At 64.1% G+C, this 20,835-nt stretch carries 17 protein-coding genes; 4 read left to right on the top strand and 13 right to left on the bottom strand.

The genetic code is table 11. The features are described from left to right. Positions 1-39 precede the first annotated feature (39 nt). From LVS58_RS17105 to LVS58_RS17075, 7 genes are all read right to left on the bottom strand, one after another. On the bottom strand, positions 40-684 hold the full coding sequence (locus LVS58_RS17105) for an oxidoreductase (protein ID WP_233692063.1): 645 nt from the start codon (positions 682-684) through the stop codon (positions 40-42). Positions 685-711: 27 nt separating this feature from the next. Continuing rightward, a complete protein-coding gene (locus tag LVS58_RS17100; RefSeq protein WP_233692062.1) occupies positions 712-2,445 on the bottom strand; it encodes a C13 family peptidase in 1,734 nt (577 codons plus the stop codon). Between the two features lie 212 nt (positions 2,446-2,657). After that, entirely contained in the window at positions 2,658-3,722 is a 1,065-nt protein-coding gene (locus tag LVS58_RS17095; protein ID WP_223279163.1) for a 2,3-butanediol dehydrogenase, read from the bottom strand. A 52-nt stretch (positions 3,723-3,774) separates the two neighbouring features. Beyond that, entirely contained in the window at positions 3,775-4,881 is a 1,107-nt protein-coding gene (locus tag LVS58_RS17090; protein ID WP_233692061.1) for an acetoin dehydrogenase dihydrolipoyllysine-residue acetyltransferase subunit, read from the bottom strand. Then, on the bottom strand, positions 4,878-5,900 hold the full coding sequence (locus LVS58_RS17085) for an alpha-ketoacid dehydrogenase subunit beta (RefSeq protein WP_013970705.1): 1,023 nt from the start codon (positions 5,898-5,900) through the stop codon (positions 4,878-4,880). Before LVS58_RS17085 ends, LVS58_RS17090 begins: the two co-directional genes overlap by 4 nt. Before the next feature lie 33 nt (positions 5,901-5,933). Then, the gene (locus LVS58_RS17080) at positions 5,934-6,911 is read right to left on the bottom strand and encodes a thiamine pyrophosphate-dependent dehydrogenase E1 component subunit alpha (RefSeq protein WP_233692060.1); all 978 of its coding nucleotides are present in this window, start codon (positions 6,909-6,911) and stop codon (positions 5,934-5,936) included. Positions 6,912-6,933: 22 nt separating this feature from the next. Beyond that, on the bottom strand, positions 6,934-7,989 hold the full coding sequence (locus tag LVS58_RS17075) for an ATP-NAD kinase family protein (RefSeq protein ID WP_233692059.1): 1,056 nt from the start codon (positions 7,987-7,989) through the stop codon (positions 6,934-6,936). 283 nt (positions 7,990-8,272) lie between these two features. Here LVS58_RS17075 and LVS58_RS17070 point away from each other — a divergent pair, with 283 nt between their 5' ends. After that, positions 8,273-10,126 (top strand): sigma-54-dependent Fis family transcriptional regulator, encoded by a 1,854-nt coding sequence (locus LVS58_RS17070; RefSeq protein WP_233692058.1) that lies wholly within the window; start codon positions 8,273-8,275, stop codon positions 10,124-10,126. Positions 10,127-10,319: 193 nt separating this feature from the next. On the opposite strand, the gene accC is transcribed toward LVS58_RS17070, so the two are convergent. From accC to LVS58_RS17040, 6 genes are all read right to left on the bottom strand, one after another. Continuing rightward, positions 10,320-11,675, bottom strand: coding sequence for an acetyl-CoA carboxylase biotin carboxylase subunit (accC, locus tag LVS58_RS17065; RefSeq protein WP_003255333.1), 1,356 nt, complete (start codon positions 11,673-11,675; stop codon positions 10,320-10,322). Between the two features lie 17 nt (positions 11,676-11,692). Beyond that, a complete protein-coding gene (gene accB, locus LVS58_RS17060) occupies positions 11,693-12,154 on the bottom strand; it encodes an acetyl-CoA carboxylase biotin carboxyl carrier protein (protein WP_110745197.1) in 462 nt (153 codons plus the stop codon). Positions 12,155-12,253: 99 nt separating this feature from the next. After that, on the bottom strand, positions 12,254-12,709 hold the full coding sequence (gene aroQ, locus LVS58_RS17055; protein WP_003255330.1) for a type II 3-dehydroquinate dehydratase: 456 nt from the start codon (positions 12,707-12,709) through the stop codon (positions 12,254-12,256). A gap of 179 nt (positions 12,710-12,888) precedes the next feature. Continuing rightward, entirely contained in the window at positions 12,889-14,661 is a 1,773-nt protein-coding gene (locus LVS58_RS17050) for a protein-disulfide reductase DsbD (protein WP_233692057.1), read from the bottom strand. A gap of 196 nt (positions 14,662-14,857) precedes the next feature. Then, a complete protein-coding gene (locus LVS58_RS17045) occupies positions 14,858-16,411 on the bottom strand; it encodes a methyl-accepting chemotaxis protein (protein ID WP_442796473.1) in 1,554 nt (517 codons plus the stop codon). A 552-nt stretch (positions 16,412-16,963) separates the two neighbouring features. After that, complete coding sequence (locus tag LVS58_RS17040) at positions 16,964-18,319, bottom strand: diguanylate cyclase (RefSeq protein WP_233692055.1); 1,356 nt, start codon at positions 18,317-18,319, stop codon at positions 16,964-16,966. Between the two features lie 248 nt (positions 18,320-18,567). On the opposite strand from LVS58_RS17040, the gene LVS58_RS17035 reads away from it, so the two are divergent. The 3 genes from LVS58_RS17035 to LVS58_RS17025 all read left to right on the top strand — a co-directional run bounded on the left by LVS58_RS17035 (position 18,568) and on the right by LVS58_RS17025 (position 20,782). Then, a complete protein-coding gene (locus tag LVS58_RS17035; RefSeq protein WP_233692054.1) occupies positions 18,568-19,635 on the top strand; it encodes a DUF2333 family protein in 1,068 nt (355 codons plus the stop codon). Positions 19,636-19,637: 2 nt separating this feature from the next. Then, a complete protein-coding gene (locus LVS58_RS17030) occupies positions 19,638-20,171 on the top strand; it encodes an NUDIX hydrolase (protein ID WP_233692053.1) in 534 nt (177 codons plus the stop codon). A 239-nt stretch (positions 20,172-20,410) separates the two neighbouring features. Further along, positions 20,411-20,782, top strand: a complete 372-nt coding sequence (locus LVS58_RS17025) for a translation initiation factor Sui1 (RefSeq protein WP_003255318.1) — start codon at positions 20,411-20,413, stop codon at positions 20,780-20,782. Positions 20,783-20,835 lie beyond the last annotated feature (53 nt).

The raw sequence follows: 20,835 nt of genomic DNA, 5'->3' as shown, positions 1-20,835 counted from the left end.
CGATCACAGTACCCGTGAAGAGGTCATTACAGGTAACGCCTAAATCTTGCCCAGCTTGCGCAACTCATCCGACTCCACAACCCGCACGCCGTCTTCTTCCTCAAGCGCCAGCCGCCACAGTGCCCGCGCCAGGGTACACGCCTCGATTCCCCGGTACTTCCCGGGTATCAACCTGGAAAACGGCGCAACAAGCTGTTCAGTGAGCCGTGGCTCCAGCCGCTCGCCCAGCAGGAACGAGGGCCGCACGATGGTCAACTGTGGCCAGTCCTGAGCCTTGAGAGCTTCTTCCATCTCGCCCTTGACCCGGTTATAGAAAATTGACGACTTGGGGTCGGCGCCCACTGCACTGACCACCAGCAGATGCCGCGCGCCCATTTCCCGGGCACGCTTGCTGAAGGCGACCACCATGTCCAGATCCACTGCGCGGAAAGCCGATTCGGAACCGGCCTGCTTCAGCGTGGTGCCCAGGCAGCAGTAGGCGATGTCGACTCGCCCGGCCAGTTGCGGAAGGAACACCGCCGGGTCGCCCACCGGGTTTTCCAGGTGCGGGTGCTCGGCCAATGGTCGGCGTGTAGGCGCCAGGACACGGGTGATGGTGGGCTCGTTGAGCAGGCGGTCTAGCAGGTGTTCACCGGTCAGGCCGGTGGCTCCGGCAAGCAGGACATGCTGAGGCGTCAAGTACATGATGTCTCTCCCTTGTTACACACAAGTCTAGTGAGTGCCGGGCATTTTTGCCTGTTCCCTCACGTTGGCCTGTGCGGCGTTACGCAACGCTTCTTCGGCTTGTTGCTGGCGCAGGTGATGCCAGTGCTCAAGCACGGCGGGCGGTGCCCACAGCTGCGGCTCGGAGGCCTCGAAACCTTCCCTTTGTTCTCTTTCGGCAACGCTGGCACGCGCCAGTTCGAACGCCTGTTTCAGGTCGTCGGTCTGGTTCAGCGCTTCAGCGAACAGGGCATCGCCAAAGTAGGTGAAGTCGGCTTCCTCCGAGCAACCGAAGGAGACGCGGTCGGCCCGGGCAGCGGTCATAATGAGCGTGTGCTCGTCTTTGAGCGGAGCGATATAGCCCCCTGAATAGCAGGCGGAGATGACAATTACCTTGTCGCGATCCTTCAGCGGCGCCAAGGCAGTGGCCAGCTCGTCAGCGGCCAGGTCGGCCAGTTGCAGACGGGGCTGGTCGAGCACCAGTTGGTGGTCCTGGCTGCCATGGCTGGTGAGGTAGATGAACACCAGGTCTTCGGGGCCGCTGCGCTCTGCCAGGGTGGCGGCCGCGCGGGAGAGGTTTTCGCGGGTGGCCATGGGGCGTGTGGCCATGTGGTCGCGGTGGTTGACCAGGGTCACCTGGCCATGGGCGCCAAAGCGCACCTTGAGCATGTTGCTGACGTAGTCGGCTTCGCGCAGGAATACGCTTTGCTGGCCATCGCCAGCCACGACCAGGCTATACAGCTGGATCGGTGGCGCCGAGCGAGGTACCCGAGACAGCGCCTCGTCCAGCAGCCGGCCCTGGTTGAGCAAAGCCAGGTCCAGGGGGTCGGACAGCAGCTTGCCATTCTGGTCGCGCACGCGCACGCCGTTGGCCCATGTGCCGCTTTCGACCTTGCCACTGGGCAGAATCAGTCGCCCATGGCCATGGTAGGCATCGTTCAGGAAACCGCCGATGTACTTGCTGCCGTCGGCCAGTTGCAGGCTGCCCTGGCCCGACAGACGCCAGTCGGCGAACTCACCTTTGTAGTGGCTGCCATCGCTGCCCAGCAACTCGCCTTCGCCGATCAGCGAGCCGTCCTTGAATTCACCGATCCACACGTCGCCATCGGCACTTTCGTAGCGGCCTCGGCCCTCCAGGCGGTTGTCCTTGAACTCGCCGATGTACTGCTCGCCATCAACGCTGTCGTAGGTGCCGCTGCCTTGTAGCTGGCCGTTGACGAAGTGGCCGCTGAACTGGTTGCCGCTGGCATCGCTGCGCACCCCGGCGCCATTGGGCTGGCCCTTGGCGAACAGGCCTTGGTAGCGACTGCCGTCGGCCAGCTCCAGCTGGCCTGCGCCGTCGTAAAGGTCGTCCTTGAACTGGCCGCGGTATGTCTGGTCGGCTTGCTTGAGGGTGCCTTCGCCGTCGCGGCGGCCGTGGCGGAAGGTGCCGCTGTAGTGGCTGCCCGGGGTGGTCAGCTCGCCCAGGCCCTGGAACAGCCCCTCGGCGAACTGGCCGCGGTAGACCTCGCCGTTCTGGCCATGCCATTCGCCCTGGCCGTGCCACTGGCCGTCCTTGAAGCTGCCTGCGTACCAGCTGCCGTTGGGGTAGTCGATCCTGCCCTCACCCTGCAGCAGGCCATCGACCACCTGCCCCCGGTAACGCCCACCGTCAGGCAGCCGTGCGTCCGGCGGGAGTAGCGATTCGCCATCGCCACAGGCGGCGAGCAGCAGGACCAGGGTAATGGGGAGCAGTGGACGCATGGCGAGGACCGGGCAATAGATCTGCCGAGTATGACGCAGAATGGGATCCTGAAACAGCGAGCCCCTGTGTCAGCGCACAGACTTGAAACCTTCCAGTACCCTGTAGGAGCGGCTTCAGCCGCGAACACCGGCGAAGCCGGTGCCATCCACCGTGTTGCATTGTTCGCGGGCCCGCCCGCTCCCACAGGTGCCACGTTGCTTTCAAGGTGCAATCAGCGCACACCCGGTGAAACGATGATTTTCACGTTCTCCTCTTTGTTGTTCACCAGTTCCTCGAAGCCCAGCTCGACAATCTGCTCCAATCCGATCCGGCCGGTTACCAGCGGGCGTATATCCAGCCGACCATCGGCAATGAAGGCAATCACGTCGGCAAACTCGCCGTTGTACGCCAGCGCCCCCAGTACCTGTTTCTCGGTGGACACCAGCTCGAAGAAGTTGAACTCGCTGGGCTCTTCGAAAATACCCACCAGCACGCACTTGCCCGCCTTGCGGATGGTGTCGATGGCCAGCTTGGCCGTATGTTTGTTGCCGATGCATTCAAAGCTCACATCGGCGCCCAGCCCTGCAGTCAGTGCGCGGATTTCCGCCAGGGCATCGCACTGGCTGGGATCCAGCACCACGTTGGCGCCTACCTCCTTGGCCTTGGCTTTGCGTGCTGAGGACATTTCCAGGGCGATAACCTGCGCTGCGCCCGCGGCTTTGGCGCACATGATGGTGCAAAGGCCGATGGTGCCGGCACCCACCACCACAACGGTTTGCCCAAGCAGGCTGCCGGCCTTTTTCACTGCGTGCATACCCACCGCCAGCGGTTCGATCAGTGCCCCGGCTTCGGCAGGGAAGCCCTGCGGCAGCCGGTAGAGCAGGTTGGCGGGCACGTTGACCAGCTCGGCGAAGGCGCCGTTGTTCATCAGGCCGGTGAACGCCAGGCGTTCGCAGATGTTGTACAGGCCATGGGTGCAGTAATAGCAGGTGCCGCAATGCTGGCAGGCGTCTGCCGCCACCGGGTCACCGACGGCATAGCCTTCCACGCCTTCGCCAAGCTTGGCGATGTGGCCGCAGAATTCGTGGCCGAGGATGCACTGGCCCTGAATGCCGGTCAGCGGGTGCGGGGCCTCTACCGGGATGAACACCGGGCCGGCAACATACTCGTGCAGGTCAGAGCCGCAGATGCCGCACCAGTCCACCTTGATCTGCACCCAGCCCGGCGCAGGGTCGGCCGGCAAAGGTACCTGTTCGACACGAATATCGTTGCGGCCATGCCAGACGGCAGCGCGCATGTGGGTGTGGCTCAGGTCATTCATTGTTGTTCTCCAGGCTCACGAAAAGGGCTTAGTGCTTGCGCAGGAATGCGAGCAGTTGCTGGTTGACCTGTTCGGCCGCCTCCATCTGCACCATGTGGCCGGCCTCTGGCAGCACCTGTACTTCGGCTTCCAGGCCCTCGGCATGGCTGGCCGGGATGATCGCATCCTTGCCACCCCACACCACCAGTGCCGGGTGATTGCCAAGTACCCCGCGCAAGTCGTGGCGCTGCCGGTCGCCGTCGGCAAGCGCCCCCGCCAGCTGCTGCAGGGCCTGGTCCACACCTTCCAGGCGCTTGAATTTGAGCATGTCCTCCAGCATTTGCCGGGTGACCAGCGCCGGGTCGGCAAACAACTGCACCATCTGCGGTTTGAGTGCATTGCGGTTGGCTGCGGTGACGAAACCTTGCAAGTACTGCCCGTTGATCGCTTCGCCCAGCCCGGCGCTGGCCACCAGGCTCAGGCTTGCCACCCGCTGCGGGGCCAGGCGCGCCACGTTGAGGCTGACGGCACCGCCCATGGAATGGCCGGCCAGGTGCGCCTTGGCTATGTCCAGGTGGTCGAGCAGGGCGAGCACGGTTTCGCTCAATTCATCCAGGTCGCCCCGCAGCAGGGCCTTGGCCGACTCGCCGTGGCCCGGCAGGTCGAGGGCGATGACCCGCCGCTCGGCAGCCAAGGCCGGGTGGTTGAACAGCCAGTTGTTGAGGTCACCGCCAAACCCGTGCACCAGCACCAGCGGTGTGCCGCCTTCACCTAGCTCGAACCAGCGCAGCAGGCGCCCGCCGACTTCCGCCTTCTGCGGGGCCGGCCCCTGGCTCTGGTCGTTGCCCCCTTCGGCGACGAACTCGGCCTGGAAGCGCTGCACCACGGCATCGATCTCGGCCTCTTCTGCTTCGCCTTCGACGACCACCGCCAGCAGTGCGCCGACGGGCAGGGTTTCATCCGGCTTGGCCACCTGACGGCGCAGCACGCCGTTGAACGGCGCCTCGACGCTGCTGCTGATCTTGTCGGTCTCGACGTCCAGCACCTCGTCGCCCTTGCTGATTTCGTCACCTTCCTGCTTGAGCCAGGTGTCCACCCGGCCCTCGGTCATCGACAGGCCCCACTTGGGCATGGTCAGGGTATGGATCTGGCTCATGCGGCACTCCTTGCGGCTTCAATTACCTTGCGCACGGCGGCTTCGATCTTCGCCGCGTCAGGGATATACAGGTCTTCCAGGGCGTCGGAGAACGGCACCGGGGTATGCGGCGCGGTGACCATTTCGATCGGGCCCTTGAGTGCGCCGAAAGCCTTCTGCGCCACCAGCGCGCTGATGTCGGTGGCCATCGAGCAGCGCGGGTTGGCTTCATCGATCACCACCAGGCGGCCGGTTTTCTCCACACTTTCCAGAATGCTGTCTTCGTCCAGCGGGCTGGTAGTGCGCAAGTCCAGCACCTCGCAGTCGATGCCCTGTCGGGCCAGGTTGTTGGCGGCCTCCAGCGCCACGTGCACCATGCGCCCGTAGGTCACGAGGGTCACGTCGTCGCCATCGCGCAAGAAGTTGGCTTCGCCGAACGGTACGGTGTACACCTCTTCCGGTACCTCGCCCTGCATGCTGTACAGCAGCTTGTGTTCGCAGAAGATCACCGGGTCGTTGTCACGGATCGCCTGGATCAACAGGCCCTTGGCATCGTAAGGCGAGGATGGGCACACCACCTTCAGGCCGGGGATGTGCGTCCAGAGCGAGGTGAGCATCTGCGAGTGCTGGGCTGCCGCGCGCAGGCCGGCGCCATACATGGTGCGCATCACCAGCGGGGTCACTGCCTTGCCGCCGAACATGTAGCGGAACTTGGCGGCCTGGTTGAGGATCTGGTCCAGGCAGCAGCCGGCGAAGTCGACGAACATCAGTTCGCACACCGGGCGCAGGCCTTGGGTGGCGGCACCGACGGCCGCACCGACGTAGCCGATTTCCGACAGCGGCGCATCAAGCACGCGGCCGGGGAATTGGTGGTACAGGCCTTTGGTCACGCCCAACACGCCACCCCAGGCGTCATCCTCGCCGGGCGCACCGGCACCGCCGGCGACGTCTTCGCCAATGATGAACACTGTGTTGTCGCGACGCATTTCCTGGGCCAGGGCTTCGTTGATGGCCTGCTGGTAGCTGATCTTTCTTGCCATGGTGGTTCTCCTGTTGTTCTTGTAATCCGCGGCTCAGGGGTAGGCGACGTAGACGTCGGTGAGCAGGTCGGCGGGCTGTGGCTTGGGATCGGATTTGGCGCGGCGTACGGCGTCTTCGATCAGGTCCTCGACGCGGGCGTCGATGGCGTCCAGTTGCTCGGCCGTGAGCAGGCCGGTGCGGGTGGTCTTGTTGCGAAATTGCATGAGACAGTCGCGGGATTCGCGCAGGTTCTTCACTTCATCAGGGGCGCGGTAGGTTTGCGCATCGCCTTCGAAATGGCCGTAGTAACGGCTGAGCTTGACTTCGATCAGCGACGGACCTTGCCCGGAACGGGCGCGCTCGATGGCAGCGCCGGCGGCCTCGTATACGGCAAAGAAGTCAAAGCCGTCGATGGTGACACCTGGCATGCCGAAACCGGCAGCGCGGTCGGCAATGTGATCGCAGGCTACGGACCAGTTGGAGGCGGTGGCCTCGGCGTAGCCGTTGTTCTCGGCCACGAAGATGCAGGGCAGGTTCATGATTGACGCCATGTTCATGGCCTCGAACACGGCGCCCTCGTTGGATGCCCCATCGCCGAAGAAGGCTACCGACACGTCATCGCGGCCCTTGAGCTTGGCCGCCAGCGCGGCCCCAGCCACCAGTGGTGCGCCGGCGCCGACGATACCGTTGGCACCGAGCATGCCTTTCTCCAGGTCGGCAATGTGCATCGAGCCGCCCTTGCCGCCGCACACGCCGGTCTTCTTGCCGTAGATCTCGGCCATCATGCCGTACACGTCCACGCCCTTGGCGATGCAGTGACCATGGCCGCGGTGGGTCGAGGCGATGCAGTCGCTGTCGCGCAGGTGGGCCATGACCCCGGCTGCAGAGGCTTCTTCGCCGGCATACAGGTGGACGAAACCGGGAATTTCGCCGGTGGCGAACTCTACATGCAGGCGTTCTTCGAAGGCGCGGATGGTCCGCATGACTTCATAAGCATGCAGCAGTTGTTCAGTACTGAGTTGATTGGACATCTTGTTGTTCTCCGGGGTTGTCTCAACACGGGTTTGCAGGGTGCAGCCGGTGGCCGCGCGGGACGGCCAGCAGGTGGTGGCGGGCGGCATGCGCCAGCACGGCCTCGACCTCTACACTGAGTGGGCCTTGGTGATCGAGGGTGATGGTGGGGGTGTCATGCTCGGCAAATTCGATTTCGCGTTCGCCGTCCAGGGCCAGGGTTCCGCTGGCCAGGCTCAGGCGCTGGGCGACGCCGGGGGGCAGCTGACTGCAGGCGGCGATGCCACAGGCTTGCAGCAGGCCGGGCGCCAACGGCGCCAACAACGCCTGCTCGGCGCCGGGGGCCAGGCGTACCCAGGCACCGTGCGGGTCTTGCCGTGACACCGGGAACCACAGACCGCACAGGGCCGACAGGCCGATGGCGTGGGGCTCGGCGAAGCAGGCGAAGACTTCGCAGAGGTCCTCGCTGCGGCTGAGCGCACGGGCACCGATGAAGCGCTGTGGCGACACGGCCACCTCGACCAAGGCCCATTCGGCCAGCTGTTGTTCGGGCACTTTCACCAGTAAGCGTTTGTTGCGGCGCAAGCCGATGCTGGCCGGTACCCGGCCACTGGCAAGCAGGCCACCGGCCAGGCCTGCGCTGGTGGCTTCACGAAGTTCGGGGAAGGCGTTGTTGGTGCCGGTGGACAGTGTCAGCAACGGCACGTCACCGGCCTCGGCGGCGACCGCCTTGTGGGTGCCATCACCGCCCAGCACGGCGATCATTGCCACGCCGCGCTCGACCATGCGCCGGGTCGCCAGGCGGGTATCGGCCACGGTCTGGCTCAGTGGCAGGTCGAGTATCTCGATGGCCGGCCAGTGCTGGTCACGGGCTCCTGGACCCTGGCTGGCCTTGAGCACTGCGGCAGCGATGCCGGTCATGTCGCTGGGCAGCAACACCTGGCCAATGCCGGTGGCACCGAAAGCGGCCAGCAGGCGCTGGATAGCCGAGGCCTTGTCGGTGCTCGAATAGAGCCCGGCATTGGCGGTCAGACGGCGCAGGTCGCGGCCAGAGGCAGGGTTGGCAATGATCCCGACAATCGGGGCGGGTTGCGGCATGGCGCACCTCGTATTTTTGTTTGCAAGGGCAGGAGCAAGCGGGGTGCCAGCTTTCTTCGCGATGGCTGAAGTGGCCGGGCTAGAGGGCTCTGGTCGTATCGGGGCAGGTCTTCACGGGTGGGGCGGCGAGACGCCGGGTGCCAGCGCCGGGCCTGCGTTGCCGAGACGCTGAGACGCTGCGTCTCAAGCCAGCCGGTAATCACACAGTGCTTGTCGGGGCATGCCCAGAGGCGCTTAATGGCCGGACAACGATAAAAACAGTTACGAGAACCGGAGGGCCTGAATGCTTGCCGCGAACTCCCGAGCCCATGTGGACTGCGTCAGCAGGGTGTTGAAGAATGCCGACCGCCTGCCGCAGGCGCCGGTACCACCGTTGATCCTTGATTCATGGCGCCGCTCCATGGATGTGTACCGCCTCGACCCCGGTTCCCAGCAGGGGCCGCGTATCCTTTCCCAAAGCCTGCTCAACGAATGCCGCGAACGCGCCGAGCTGTTCCTGCGTATCGCCAGCGATGCCGTGGCGCGCTTGCACGAACGGGTGCGCGGCGCTGACTACTGCGTGCTGCTTACCGATGCCCAGGGTCGCACCATCGATTACCGGGTCGAGTCGGCCATCCGCAACGACTGCCGCAAGGCCGGGCTGTATCTGGGGACCTGCTGGTCGGAGGGCGAGGAGGGCACATGCGGCGTGGCGGCGGTGCTGACCAGCAAGGCCCCGGTCACGGTGCACAAGCGCGATCACTTTCGCGCCGCCTTCATCGGCCTGACCTGCACTGCGGCGCCGGTGTTCGACCCGTTGGGCGAGTTGCTGGGCGTGGTCGATGTGTCGGCTTTGCAGTCGCCGGACGATCGGCGCAGCCAGCACCTGATTCGCCAACTGGTCGAGCAGACTGCCCGCGAAATCGAAAACGCCTTCTTCATGCACAGCGCCCAGGGCCACTGGGTGATGCGCGCGCACGGCACGCCGGGCTATGTGGAGAGCCAGCCCGATTACCTGCTGGCCTGGGATGCCGATGGCCGCTTGCAGGCCATCAACAGCCTGGCGCGGCAACGGTTGGTGGAACGCCTGGGGCGCTTGCCCGAGCATATTGGTGAACTGTTCGACATCGACCAGCTGCGCCGGGTGAGCGCGTCGTCCGCCCAGCGTCTGCCGGGTCTGGGCGGTTTGTATGGCCGGGTCAGCGCACCGCAGCAACGCCAGCGTGCGCAGCCCTTGCGCCAGGCCCAGGACAGCCGTATCGAGCAGCACCTGCGCTTGGCCACGCGGGTCAAGGACTGCAACCTGGCGGTACTGGTACTGGGTGAGACCGGGGCCGGCAAGGAGGTATTCGCCCGCCAGCTGCACCAGCAAAGCCAGCGCTGTGATGGCCCGTTCGTTACCCTGAACTGCGCGGCCATTCCGGAAACCCTGATCGAGAGCGAGTTGTTCGGCTATGTGGCCGGGGCGTTCACCGGGGCTTCCAGCAAAGGCATGCAGGGGCTGTTGCAGCAGGCCGATGGCGGCACGTTGTTCCTCGACGAAATCGGGGACATGCCGCTGAACCTGCAAACCCGTCTGCTGCGGGTGCTGGCGGAGGGTGAGGTGGCGCCGCTGGGCGCGGCGCGGCGGGAGCGGGTGGATATTCAGGTGATCTGTGCGACCCATCGCGATCTGGCGGCGATGGTGGAAGACGGGCGATTTCGTGAAGACTTGTACTTCCGCCTGGCCAATGCCCGCTTTGAGCTACCCCCCTTGCGTGAGCGTGATGACCGGTTGGGGCTGATTCACCAGTTGCTGGCTGAAGAGGCTGCGGCCTGTGGGGTGGAGGTGGTGTTGGCGGATGACGCGCTGCAGGCGCTGCTGGTTTATCGCTGGCCGGGCAATTTGCGCCAACTGCGGCAGGTGTTGCGGTATGCCTGTGCGGTGAGTGAAGGCGGGCAGGTGCGGCTTCAGGATCTGCCGCAGGAGGTACGCGGTGAAGCGGTTGGCTCGGCTGAAAGCGGCGTGTCGTGCCCGGCCCGGCAGCTGTTGCTGGACGCGCTGATTCGCCATCGCTGGAAGCCGGCTGATGCGGCGCGGGCTTTGGGTATTTCGCGGGCAACGCTTTATCGGCGCGTGCATGAGCATCGCATCGACATGCCGCGGATGAAGGGGTAGAGCCCTGGGGGCGTGCTGCGCCTCTTTCGCGACGCAAGGCCTCTCCTACAAGGACGGCGTCAGTCCTGAGGCATGCGCGCAACCTGTGGGAGCGGCCTTGTGTCGCGATAGGGCCGCAACGCGGCCCCGGATTCAGGCAGGCAATAAAAAACCCCGGCACAGGGCCGGGGTTCTGGTACATCACACTACGCGATCACTCCTGGTTGGCCAGTTTGTGCTCGAGGTAGTGAATGTTGACGCCGCCTTTGCAGAAGCCTTCATCACGCACCAGGTCGCGGTGCAGCGGGATGTTGGTCTTGATGCCGTCGACGACGATCTCGTCCAGGGCATTGCGCATGCGCGCCATGGCTTCGTCGCGGTCCTTGCCGTAGGTGATCAGCTTGCCGATCAGCGAGTCGTAGTTCGGCGGAACCGAATAACCGCTGTACAGGTGCGAATCGACGCGTACGCCGTTGCCGCCCGGGGCGTGGAAGTGCTTCACCTTGCCTGGGCTCGGGATGAACTTCTTCGGGTCTTCTGCGTTGATCCGGCACTCTAGCGAGTGGCCACGGATCACCACGTCTTCCTGGCGGAACGACAGCTTGTTGCCAGCGGCGATGCTCAGCATCTCCTTGACGATGTCGATGCCAGTGACCATCTCCGACACCGGGTGCTCAACCTGCACGCGGGTGTTCATCTCGATGAAGTAGAAGCGGCCGTTTTCGTACAGGAACTCGAAAGTACCGGCACCACGGTAGCCGATCTCGATGCACGCATCGACGCAGCGTTTGAACACTTCCTGGCGGGCCTTCTCATCGATGCCCGGGGCTGGTGCTTCTTCCAGTACTTTCTGGTGACGGCGCTGCAGCGAGCAGTCGCGGTCGCCCAGGTGAATGGCGTTGCCCTGGCCGTCGGACAGTACCTGCACTTCCACGTGGCGTGGGTTGGTCAGGAACTTCTCCAGGTAAACCATCGGGTTGCCGAAGGCTGCACCGGCTTCGGTACGGGTGAGCTTGGCCGAGGAAATCAGGTCCTCTTCCTTGTGCACCACGCGCATGCCGCGACCACCACCGCCACCGGCGGCCTTGATGATCACCGGGTAGCCGACGTCACGGGCAATCGCCAGGGCGACTTCTTCGTCTTCTGGCAGTGGGCCATCGGAGCCCGGTACGGTCGGTACGCCCGACTTGATCATCGCGTCCTTGGCCGAAACCTTGTCGCCCATCAGGCGAATGGTGTCGGCTTTCGGACCGATGAAGGCGAAACCGGATTTTTCCACCTGCTCGGCGAAATCGGCGTTTTCCGCCAAGAAGCCGTAACCCGGGTGAATCGCGGTGGCGCCAGTCACTTCGGCGGCAGCGATGATCGCCGGGATGTGCAGGTAGGAATCCTTGGACGATGCAGGGCCGATGCAGACCGACTCGTCTGCCAGGCCCAGGTGCATCAGTTCACGGTCGGCAGTGGAGTGCACGGCGACGGTCTTGATACCCAGCTCTTTGCAGGCACGCAGGATCCGCAGGGCAATTTCCCCGCGGTTGGCGATCAGGACTTTTTCGAGCTTCCCAGACATCGTTGGCTCTCCGCGATTCAAACGATGGTGAACAGCGGCTGGTCGAACTCAACCGGCTGGCCGTCTTCTACCAGGATGGCGTCGATGACACCGCCAACATCGGCTTCGATGTGGTTCATCATCTTCATGGCTTCGACGATGCACAGGGTGTCGCCTTTCTTCACGGACTGGCCAACTTCAGCGAAGTTAGGCGAGGTCGGCGAAGGCTTGCGGTAGAAGGTACCTACCATTGGCGAACGGATCACGGTGCCTTTCAGGGCCGGGGCGGCAGCAGCGGCTTCGGCGGCTGGCGCAGCAGCGGCAACCGGCGCAGCGGCAGGGGCGGCAGCCATAGGCGCTGGTGCGTAGAACTGCTGGGCAGCTGGGGTCTTGCTGTGACGGCTGATACGGACCGACTCTTCGCCTTCCTTGATCTCCAGTTCGTCGATGCCAGACTCTTCCAGCAGCTCGATCAGTTTCTTGACTTTACGGATATCCATTAATCATCAACTCCCAAAGGTTCGGTCAGGGGGCGAAATACAAAAAACGTATCTGAAACGTTTCTCTCGAACCCCGGCCCACTTAGGCCAGGGTTTTCATCATTTGGGCTGTGCGTTGGCAGCCAGTTGTTCCAGCGCGGACTCCAGGGCCAGGCGATAACCGCTGGCGCCCAGACCGCAGATCACCCCTACAGCAACATCGGAAAAGTAGGAGTGGTGACGGAACGGTTCGCGTTTGTGCACGTTGGACAGGTGCACTTCGATGAATGGGATGCTCACCGCAAGCAATGCGTCACGTAATGCGACGCTTGTGTGGGTGAAAGCAGCCGGATTGATCAGGATGAAGTCCACACCCTCGTTGCGTGCGGCGTGAATGCGGTCGATCAGTTCGTATTCGGCATTGCTCTGCAGGTACTGCAGATGGTGGCCTGCGGCGCGGGCGCGTTGCTCCAGGTCCTGGTTGATCTGAGCCAGGGTCACGGCGCCGTAGTGGCCTGGCTCGCGAGTGCCGAGCAGGTTGAGGTTGGGGCCGTGGAGCACCAGTAGCGTTGCCATCTGCGGATTCCTTGGATTTGTAGGGCAATTCGACACAGCGCGGCGAGTGTGCCGTAAAGCAACGGCAAGTGTCCAGTTCCCGGCAATAGCCAGCACGATGTCCGAGGTTCGCGCGAAGTATGTGACCGAATAATTAAATCCGGTCACTCATTTCAGGATTTTTCCCGGCTCGCGGGAAGTTATAGACCGACTTTGCCGCGCACGCGCGTCAGAATCTGCGCAAATTCACCGGCATTTATCTCGCCAATCACCCGATCAGCGGTGATTTCGCTGCCGTTCGCAGCAAAAAACAGCAGGGCGGGAGGGCCGAACAGCTGGTAGCGGTCGAGCAGCTTGCGTTGCTCGGCATTACTGTCGGTGATGTCGAAACGCAGCAGTTTGAAGCCGGTCAGCTGTGTTTGTACCTGCGGTGCATTGAGCACCTCATTTTCGATCACCTTGCAGCTGATGCACCAGTCCGCGTACCAGTCCAGCAGCACTGGCTGGCCGGCGGCCTGGGCCTGCGCCAGGGCTGCGTCCAGAGCATCAGGTGTGGTGATGGTCTGCCAGGCATCGGCTTTTGCTGTCGGGAGGCTGCCGCTGGCGGCCAGTGACGCCCCTGGCAGCGGGCGCAGTGGGTCGCCCTGGCCAGTGAGGGCGCCGTACCAGCAAGCCAGCGCGTACACCAGCAGGGCCAGACCGAGCAGTTGCGCCAGGCGCTGGGCCGCCGTCTTGACGACGAATTCCAGCGCGCCGAGGAACAGCGCCACACCGGCGGCGAGGAAACCGACCAGCAGCAAGGTCACAGGGCCTGGCAACACACGGCTGAGCAAACCGATGGCCAGCCCCAGCAGCAGTACGCCAATGGCGTTTTTCACCGTGTTCATCCATGGGCCGCTTTTGGGCAGCCAGGCCGCGCCGCCGGTGGCCACCAGCAGCAGCGGCGCACCCATGCCCAAACCCAGGGCGAATAGCTTGAGCGCGCCACCCAGGGCATCGCCGCTGGCGCTGATATAGAGCAAGGCACCGGCCAGGGGCGCCGATACACAAGGAGAAACCAGCAAGCTGGAGAGCACACCGAGCACTGCTGCGCCCAGCAGCGAGCCGCCCCGGGTGTGGTTGGCGACGTTGTTCAGGCGGTTACTCAGGGCCTGGGGCAGCTTCAGCTCGAAGAGGCCGAACATGGCCAGGGCGAAAACCACGAAAAACAGCGCGAAAGGTACCAGCACCCAGGCCGACTGCAGGCGCGCCTGCAGGTTCAGGCTTGCGCCGAACAGGCCCATCAGTGCTCCGAGCACCGCGAAGCTGGCGGCCATTGGCAGCACGTAGGCCAGCGACAGCGCCAGGCCGCGCACGCCGCCAACCTGGCCGCGCAGCACCACACCGGAAAGGATCGGCAACATTGGCAGGACACAGGGGGTGAAGGTCAGGCCGACCCCCGCGAGGAAGAACAGCAGCAGCGACTTCCAGTTCCAGCTGTGTTCGCCGGTGGCTGGTGCGTTTGCAAGGCCTTCGCCATCGATACTCAGGCGTGCGGTTTCCGGCGGGTAGCACAAGCCCTTGTCGGCGCAACCCTGGTAGCCCACCAGCAGGGTGAAGGCGCGTGGGTCTTTGCGTGGCAACTCGATATCGAGCACGCCGTGGTACACCTCGACATCGCCGAAGAATTCATCGTGCTTGGCCTCACCCTTGGGGATGTTCGGCGTGCCCAGGCTGATATCGGCCGGTTCCGTGTGGAACTGGAAGCGGTGGCGGTAGAGGTAGTAGCCATCGGTGGCGACGAAGCGCAGCTTGATGGTTTGCGCATCGGCCTGGACCAGGTTGAGCTTGAAGGCCTCGTGTACCGGCAGGAAGTCGGCGTTGTTGGCCAGCGAAGCGGCGCCAAGGGTGGCGCTGGGGCGGTTGTCGAGCAGGCCTGCGGCGAAGGCAGGGCTGGCCAGCAGCAGGAACAGCATGAAAAACAGGCGGCGCATGGCGGACTCGCGAGGTGGAACGTGCTGCGCATGATAGCGGAGTTGGTGTGGGTTGGGGCCAGCAGTGCTCGCCATGACATATGCAGTGCCTGGGAGATCGAGCGCCGCCCGCGCGGCGCTCGATCTCCCAGGCACCACACATGTCCCGCCAAACACCCCACAGCAGCTGCACCCGTCATGGCGAACCCCTACCGGCTCAGACCCTGAACGCCCGCACCGCCCGGTTCAGCTCACCGCCCAGGCTCAGCAGCTGTTCGCCCTGTTCACGCCCCTCGCCAATGCGCTGCAGGTTGTCTTCACCCAACGCGTGAATCCGCTCGCTGTGGTCACGAATATCGCTCACCGCGCCACTCTGCTGCGCCGTGGCATCGGCAATCCGTACCGCCGTATCGGCAATGGTACGAATGGCATGGACAATCTCATCCAGTGCCCCCTCCGCCGCCTGGGCTTGGTTGGCCGTGGCCTCGGCATGTTCCAATTGCGCGCGCATCCCGGCCACCGAACTTCTGGCGGCCTGCTGCAAGCGGTCGATCAACGCCTGGATCTCGCCGGTAGCCCCCGTGGTGCGCTGAGCCAGCGAGCGCACCTCATCGGCGACCACGGCAAAGCCACGGCCCATCTCGCCGGCACGGGCCGCTTCGATCGCGGCATTCAGGGCCAGCAGGTTGGTCTGCTCGGCAATCGCGCGGATCACCGTCAGTACCCCACCAATGGTGGCCGACTCTTCCGCTAATTGTTCGATCATGCGGGCGTTGCCTTGCACTTCATCGACCAGTTCACGCAAGCCCGACAGGCTCTGGCCGATTACCGCCTGGCCTTGTTCCACCGCACGCCCGGCATCGCGGCTGGCCTCGGCGGCGGCGCTGGCATCACCAGCCACTTGTTGAATGGTCGCTTCCAGCTCGCCCAAGGCATCGCGGATTTGCCCGGTATCGCCGGCCTGGCGCTCGGCGCCGCCGTGCAGCGCAGCGCTCATGCCGGCCAGGGCGTGGCTGCTGCCGGCCACCTGCTCGGCGTTGTGGCGGATGGTGCCGACCAGTTCCACCAGGTACTGACGCAGGCGGTTGAGCGACGCCTGGATGTCGTGCAGTTCGCGGTTGGTCTTGCCCAGGGCGATGGCCTGGGCGAAGTCGCCCTCGGCCCAGCGCGACAGGGCCGGGGCCAGGCCGGTAAGGGTACGTGCCAGGCGTCGTTGCAGCGTATCGATCAGCAGGGCGATCAGCAGGATCAGGCCGATCATAAAGCCTTGGATGATGCGCACCTGGGCCGCGATTTTCGCATGCTGGCCGCGTACTTCGGGCTCCAGCGCGGCGATGGCCTGTTGGACTGCTTCCAGGCGCTGGCCGGTGGTGGCGGCCAGCGCGACGCGGCGCTCGATCTGTTCGCGGGTGCGTTGCAGTTCGGCCGGGTAGCGGTTGAGCAGGCTTTGCAATTCACGTTTAAGGCCCACGGCAATGTCTTCCTGCTGGGCGCTGGCTCGGGATTCCAGGCCCATCATCGCAGCGAAGTCGTCGGCGCCGGATTCGGCCGCCCGGGTTACGCCGAGCAGTGGCAGGCCTTCGAGCGTTCGGGCCTGGGCGCGGATCAGTTGCAGCTCGCGCTCCACCTCATCGGCCAGCTCGGGGCGGCCGCTGCTGACCAGCTTGTCGCGGGCCAATGACAGCCGCGCCAGGTGCAGGGTGGCGTCGAGCAAGGGCAGCAAGTAGCGATTGGCCTCGGCATTGCCACTGTCGCGGGCGTAGCTGGCCATCTGCTCGAAGTTCGCTCCTAACTCCCGCTCGGCTTGCAGCAGCAGGGCTTGCGGGTCGCCGGCCAGCTTGCCGGCGGCCAGCAGTTCGTTGGCGGTGAAGGCCTGCAGGCTATCCAGGCTGGGGCGCAACTTCTCGGCCAGCTCTACGGGCCAGTCCGTCAGTGCGGCCTGCAACTGCTGGTTCGCCTCCATGGCGGCGGCCTGGCGCAGGGCATCGCCGCTGCCCAGGTAGGCCTGGATATTGTGCGCCGCCTGGTGCTGGAACTGCTGAGACAGGCCCAGATAGCGCTCCATCATCTGGTAGGGGCGCTCGAGGGCGCGCTGCGACCACCACAGGGTGGCGCCCAAGGCGATACAGACGGTCACCAGCAACAGGGTGTTGAAATTGGTCAGCCACTTCAGGCGCATAGCCGCGAACTTCCTGCGCAGGGGAGAGGTAGGCGCCTGAAGTTATTGCGATTTTGTGACGGGGTGATGACGCCAGCGGCTTGGTGTCAGAAAAAAAGTGGCACAGTGCCTCCATTGGTGTGGCCGGCACGGTCAGTGCGAATCTCAGGGCTCTACACGAACGACGCAATTACGCCCCGCATGCTTGGCCCGGTACAGCGCCTCGTCCGCTGCACTGGCCATGGTCAGTGCATCCAGCCCCTCGTCCAGTTGCACCACCCCTGCACTGAAGGTGCACTGCAAATCCCGCGGCTGCGCCGGGTAGAGAATTTCGGCAAAGCGCCGGCGAATTTCGTCCAACACCTTGTGTGCGGCGTCCAGCGCAGTATTGGGCATGACGATAGCGAACTCCTCGCCACCGTAGCGGCCAATGAAATCGGTCTTGCGCAAGCGCTGCTTCAGAAATAGAGCAAGGCTCTTGATCACTCGGTCGCCCATGGGGTGGCCGTGGCGGTCATTGATCTTCTTGAAGTGGTCGATGTCGAGCATGGCAAAGCTCAACGGCTGCTGCTCGCGGCGGGCGCGGAAGCTGCAGTCTTCCAGCAGCTGCAGGATATGGGTGTGATTGTACAGCCCGGTCAGGCTGTCGCGGACCATGCGCGCCTTCAAATGGCGGGCGCGGGCGGCGCGGTTGCGCACGGTAGTGATCAGGTGGCGTGAGCGAAACGGCTTGGTCAAAAAGTCATCACCGCCTTCGCTCATGGCATCCAGTTGCTTGTCCAGGTCGTCCTCGGCCGACAGGTAGATGATCGGCACACTCACATAACGGTCACTGTGGCGGATTACCTTGGCCAGCTCCGGGCCGGTGCAGGCCGGCATGTACAGGTCTAGGATGATCAGGTCGGGCTGGAAGTCGGCAAGCTCGGCCATGGTGCGGATCGGGTCGGTCAGGCTGCGGGTAAGCATGCCGGCGCCGGCCAGTACACGCTCGGTGTACAAGGCCTGGGTGCGCGAGTCGTCGATGATCAGCACGCGCAGCGGGTCGTGCGGGGTGGCGTTGGTCAGCAGTTCGACCTTTTCCAGCAAGCTGGAAGCCTCCAGGCTGCCAGTGAGAAAGTCCTGGCCGCCGGCGCGTACCGCAGCCAGACGGGTCGGGGTATCGGCTTCATGATGGCTGAAGAACAGCAACGGAATAGCGCGTGTCAGGCCCTGCTGCACCCGAGCGGCCAGCAGCAAGCCCAGGCCGGCACCGGTGAAGTCGACATCCATGATGATGGCCGAAGGCGGGTACTCGCTGATCGAGGCGAGAAACGCCGCGGCGGTGGGCAACGCTTGCACCACCAGGCCAAAGAATTCCAGTTGCTGGGCCAGGCGCTGGGCGCGTTCGTGGTCCTGCAGCAGGATGTACACCGGTTTGCGCACGGGGAGCAGCAGCTGGTCGAGCGGGTCGCCCTTGCGCAGGCCGTTACGCGTCAGCTGTTGGACGGGGCACTGCGGGCTCGGCTCGACTGCTTGGCTCATGTCCTGGCTACTTATAGGTTGGGATGTGCAGGGGCAATGATGGCTCTATGCTAGCAGCTCTTTTCACGTGCGTGAGTGCCCTGCGTCAACAAAGCGGACAGAACGAATATTCAGTTGCTGACTGAATGGTCGCTTATGCGTACGGTGGTGTCTGCTTTATAGTGCAGCCATTCGGGCTTCCCGTGGCACGCTAGCGCAGGCCTGTGGTCAAAGCCCCTGAACCGTCGTGACTGATTAAGGACAAAGCCATGCTGGACTGGAAAAACCGCGAGGCCAAAGCCGAGCCCCGTGAGCGTGTCGACGGGCGCGGCGCTGCCGCCCGTAGCTACCTTGGCGGCCTTTGGAGCCGTGCCCTGGGGACCCTGATCGGGTTGTACCTGCTGGTGTGTATCGGTCTGGGCTGGTACTGGAGCCAGGAGCCTGCTTTGTTCCCGGTGCAGCAAAACGCCCAGGCCGCAGCCGAACATGCTGGCCAGCAGATGGTGGTGGGCTATACCACCGTCGAAACCCTCAAGACCGTGGCCGGCACCTTGCTGAACAAGCCGGGCGGCTACATTTCCAACGACCGCTTCCCGCCTGGGCTGTGGATGGACAACATGCCAAGCTGGGAATATGGCGTGCTGGTCCAGGTCCGTGACCTGTCCCGTGCGCTGCGTAAAGACTTCGCCCGTTCGCAGTCGCAGTCCACCGAAGACGCCGACCTGGCCAAGGCCGAGCCGCGCTTCAACTTCGACAACAAGAGCTGGATCCTGCCATCGAGCGAGTCGGAGTTCGAAGAGGGCATCAAGTCGCTGACCCGCTACCAGACCCGTCTGGCTGCCGGCGACAAGGGCGCCATCTTCTATACCCGCGCCGACAACCTGAACAACTGGCTGGGTGACGTGGCCACCCGCCTGGGCTCGCTGTCGCAGCGCCTGTCGGCCAGCGTTGGCCGGGTCAAGCTCAACACCACGCTGAAGACCGAATCGGTCGTTGCCGGCCAGGCGCCGCAGGTGGATGAGGAGCTGGTGGAAACCCCATGGCTGCAGATCGACAACGTGTTCTATGAAGCCCGTGGCCAAGCCTGGGCGCTGTCGCACCTGCTGCGTGCCATCGAGGTGGACTTCGCTGACGTGCTGGCGAAGAAGAATGCCACCGTCAGCGTGCGTCAGATCATCCGTGAGCTGGAGGCCTCGCAAGAGCCGCTGTGGAGCCCGATGGTGCTCAACGGCAGTGGCTTCGGCATGTGGGCCAACCACTCGTTGGTCATGGCCAACTACATTTCCCGGGCCAACGCTGCGGTTATCGATCTGCGTCAGTTGCTGTCGCAGGGTTGATGATGGCTATCAGCCCAACCGAGGCCGCCCATCGGGCGGCTTCCGACCGCGAGCTGGTCACCTGGGTGGACGAAGCCGACCAGGTCCTGGGCGCCTTGCCCCGTGCCGAGCTGCGCGAGCGTGGCCTGATCGGTCGCTGCACGTTCATTCTGCTGTTCAACAGTGCCGGTGAATTGTGTGTGCACCGGCGTACGCTGAGCAAGGCGCTGTACCCCGGGTACTGGGATGTGGCGGCGGGCGGCATGGTCACGGCCGGGGAAGCGTATGCCGAATCGGCCGCGCGCGAACTGGCCGAAGAGCTGGGCATCGAGGGCGCCGAGCTGCGCTTTCACGAGCGGTTCTACTTTGACCAGCCGGATAACCGCTTGTGGTGTGCGGTGTATTCGGCGGTGTCGGATGCGCCGTTGCGGTTGCAGCCGGAAGAGGTTATTGAAGCGCGCTTCATCGGTCTGGAACAGGCTGAGCAGGAAAGCCTGAGCAAGCCTTATTGCCCGGACTCGTTGGCGGCGTTGCAGCGCTACAAGGCCACTTTGTAGGCGCGGGCTTGCCCGCGAAATACCGGCCTTGACACCCGTTTCGCAGTGCAAGGGCTTTGCCCTTGTTCGCAGGTAAACCCGTGCCTACACAACAGGCGTATTTATCGTTACACTGCGCGCCCTTTTCGGGCTGCCGCAATTCTTGCAGCAGTAGCGCCGCCCCTGCCAGAGTGGGGCTTCGCGGTCGGCCTCAACCCCAAGGCACGACCAGTTTTTGTCCTCAGCACCGAGGAACAAAAGTGGCCAAGAAAGCTTCTTCCTTTTCCGCCCTTGGCGGTCTCGTGTACTCCACCGACGCCGGTCGGCACTGCCCCGACTGTGGCCAGCCGGTGGACGCCTGCACCTGCAAGCAGCAGATCATCCCCGAAGGCGACGGCATTGCCCGCGTGCGCCGCGAAAGCAAAGGCCGTGGCGGCAAGACCGTGACCACCGTCACCGGCGTGCCGCTGCCGCCCGACCAGCTCAAAGAGCTGGCGACCACGCTCAAGCGCCGCTGCGGTACCGGCGGTGCCCTGAAGGATGGGGTTATCGAGATCCAGGGCGACCATGTCGAGCTGTTGATCGGCGAGCTGACCAAACAGGGTTTCAAGGCGAAAAAGTCCGGCGGCTGAGGCCATCGCGCGATTTTTTGCCCAGCGCTTTCTAAACTCGTTCCCGTGGTCAG

Source organism: Pseudomonas sp. JR33AA (assembly GCF_021378985.1).
In the GTDB taxonomy this organism is placed as follows: domain Bacteria; phylum Pseudomonadota; class Gammaproteobacteria; order Pseudomonadales; family Pseudomonadaceae; genus Aquipseudomonas; species Aquipseudomonas alloputida.
Note: the sequence above shows the minus strand (reverse complement) of the source record. Positions and strands in the feature narration are given on the sequence as shown.

Excerpts from the sequence above, each read along its gene's own strand:
- LVS58_RS17040 (WP_233692055.1), bottom strand. The coding sequence starts at position 18,319 with ATGAGCCAAGCAGTCGAGCCGAGCCCGCAGTGCCCCGTCCAACAGCTG.
- LVS58_RS17085 (WP_013970705.1), bottom strand. The coding sequence starts at position 5,900 with ATGGCAAGAAAGATCAGCTACCAGCAGGCCATCAACGAAGCCCTGGCC.
- LVS58_RS17100 (WP_233692062.1), bottom strand. The coding sequence starts at position 2,445 with ATGCGTCCACTGCTCCCCATTACCCTGGTCCTGCTGCTCGCCGCCTGT.
- accC (WP_003255333.1), bottom strand. The coding sequence starts at position 11,675 with ATGTCTGGGAAGCTCGAAAAAGTCCTGATCGCCAACCGCGGGGAAATT.
- LVS58_RS17080 (WP_233692060.1), bottom strand. The coding sequence starts at position 6,911 with ATGTCCAATCAACTCAGTACTGAACAACTGCTGCATGCTTATGAAGTC.
- LVS58_RS17035 (WP_233692054.1), top strand. The coding sequence starts at position 18,568 with ATGCTGGACTGGAAAAACCGCGAGGCCAAAGCCGAGCCCCGTGAGCGT.
- LVS58_RS17090 (WP_233692061.1), bottom strand. The coding sequence starts at position 4,881 with ATGAGCCAGATCCATACCCTGACCATGCCCAAGTGGGGCCTGTCGATG.
- LVS58_RS17095 (WP_223279163.1), bottom strand. The coding sequence starts at position 3,722 with ATGCGCGCTGCCGTCTGGCATGGCCGCAACGATATTCGTGTCGAACAG.
- LVS58_RS17045 (WP_442796473.1), bottom strand. The coding sequence starts at position 16,411 with ATGGCCAGCTACGCCCGCGACAGTGGCAATGCCGAGGCCAATCGCTAC.
- aroQ (WP_003255330.1), bottom strand. The coding sequence starts at position 12,709 with ATGGCAACGCTACTGGTGCTCCACGGCCCCAACCTCAACCTGCTCGGC.
- LVS58_RS17050 (WP_233692057.1), bottom strand. The coding sequence starts at position 14,661 with ATGCGCCGCCTGTTTTTCATGCTGTTCCTGCTGCTGGCCAGCCCTGCC.
- LVS58_RS17070 (WP_233692058.1), top strand. The coding sequence starts at position 8,273 with ATGCTTGCCGCGAACTCCCGAGCCCATGTGGACTGCGTCAGCAGGGTG.
- LVS58_RS17030 (WP_233692053.1), top strand. The coding sequence starts at position 19,638 with ATGGCTATCAGCCCAACCGAGGCCGCCCATCGGGCGGCTTCCGACCGC.
- LVS58_RS17075 (WP_233692059.1), bottom strand. The coding sequence starts at position 7,989 with ATGCCGCAACCCGCCCCGATTGTCGGGATCATTGCCAACCCTGCCTCT.
- LVS58_RS17105 (WP_233692063.1), bottom strand. The coding sequence starts at position 684 with ATGTACTTGACGCCTCAGCATGTCCTGCTTGCCGGAGCCACCGGCCTG.
- accB (WP_110745197.1), bottom strand. The coding sequence starts at position 12,154 with ATGGATATCCGTAAAGTCAAGAAACTGATCGAGCTGCTGGAAGAGTCT.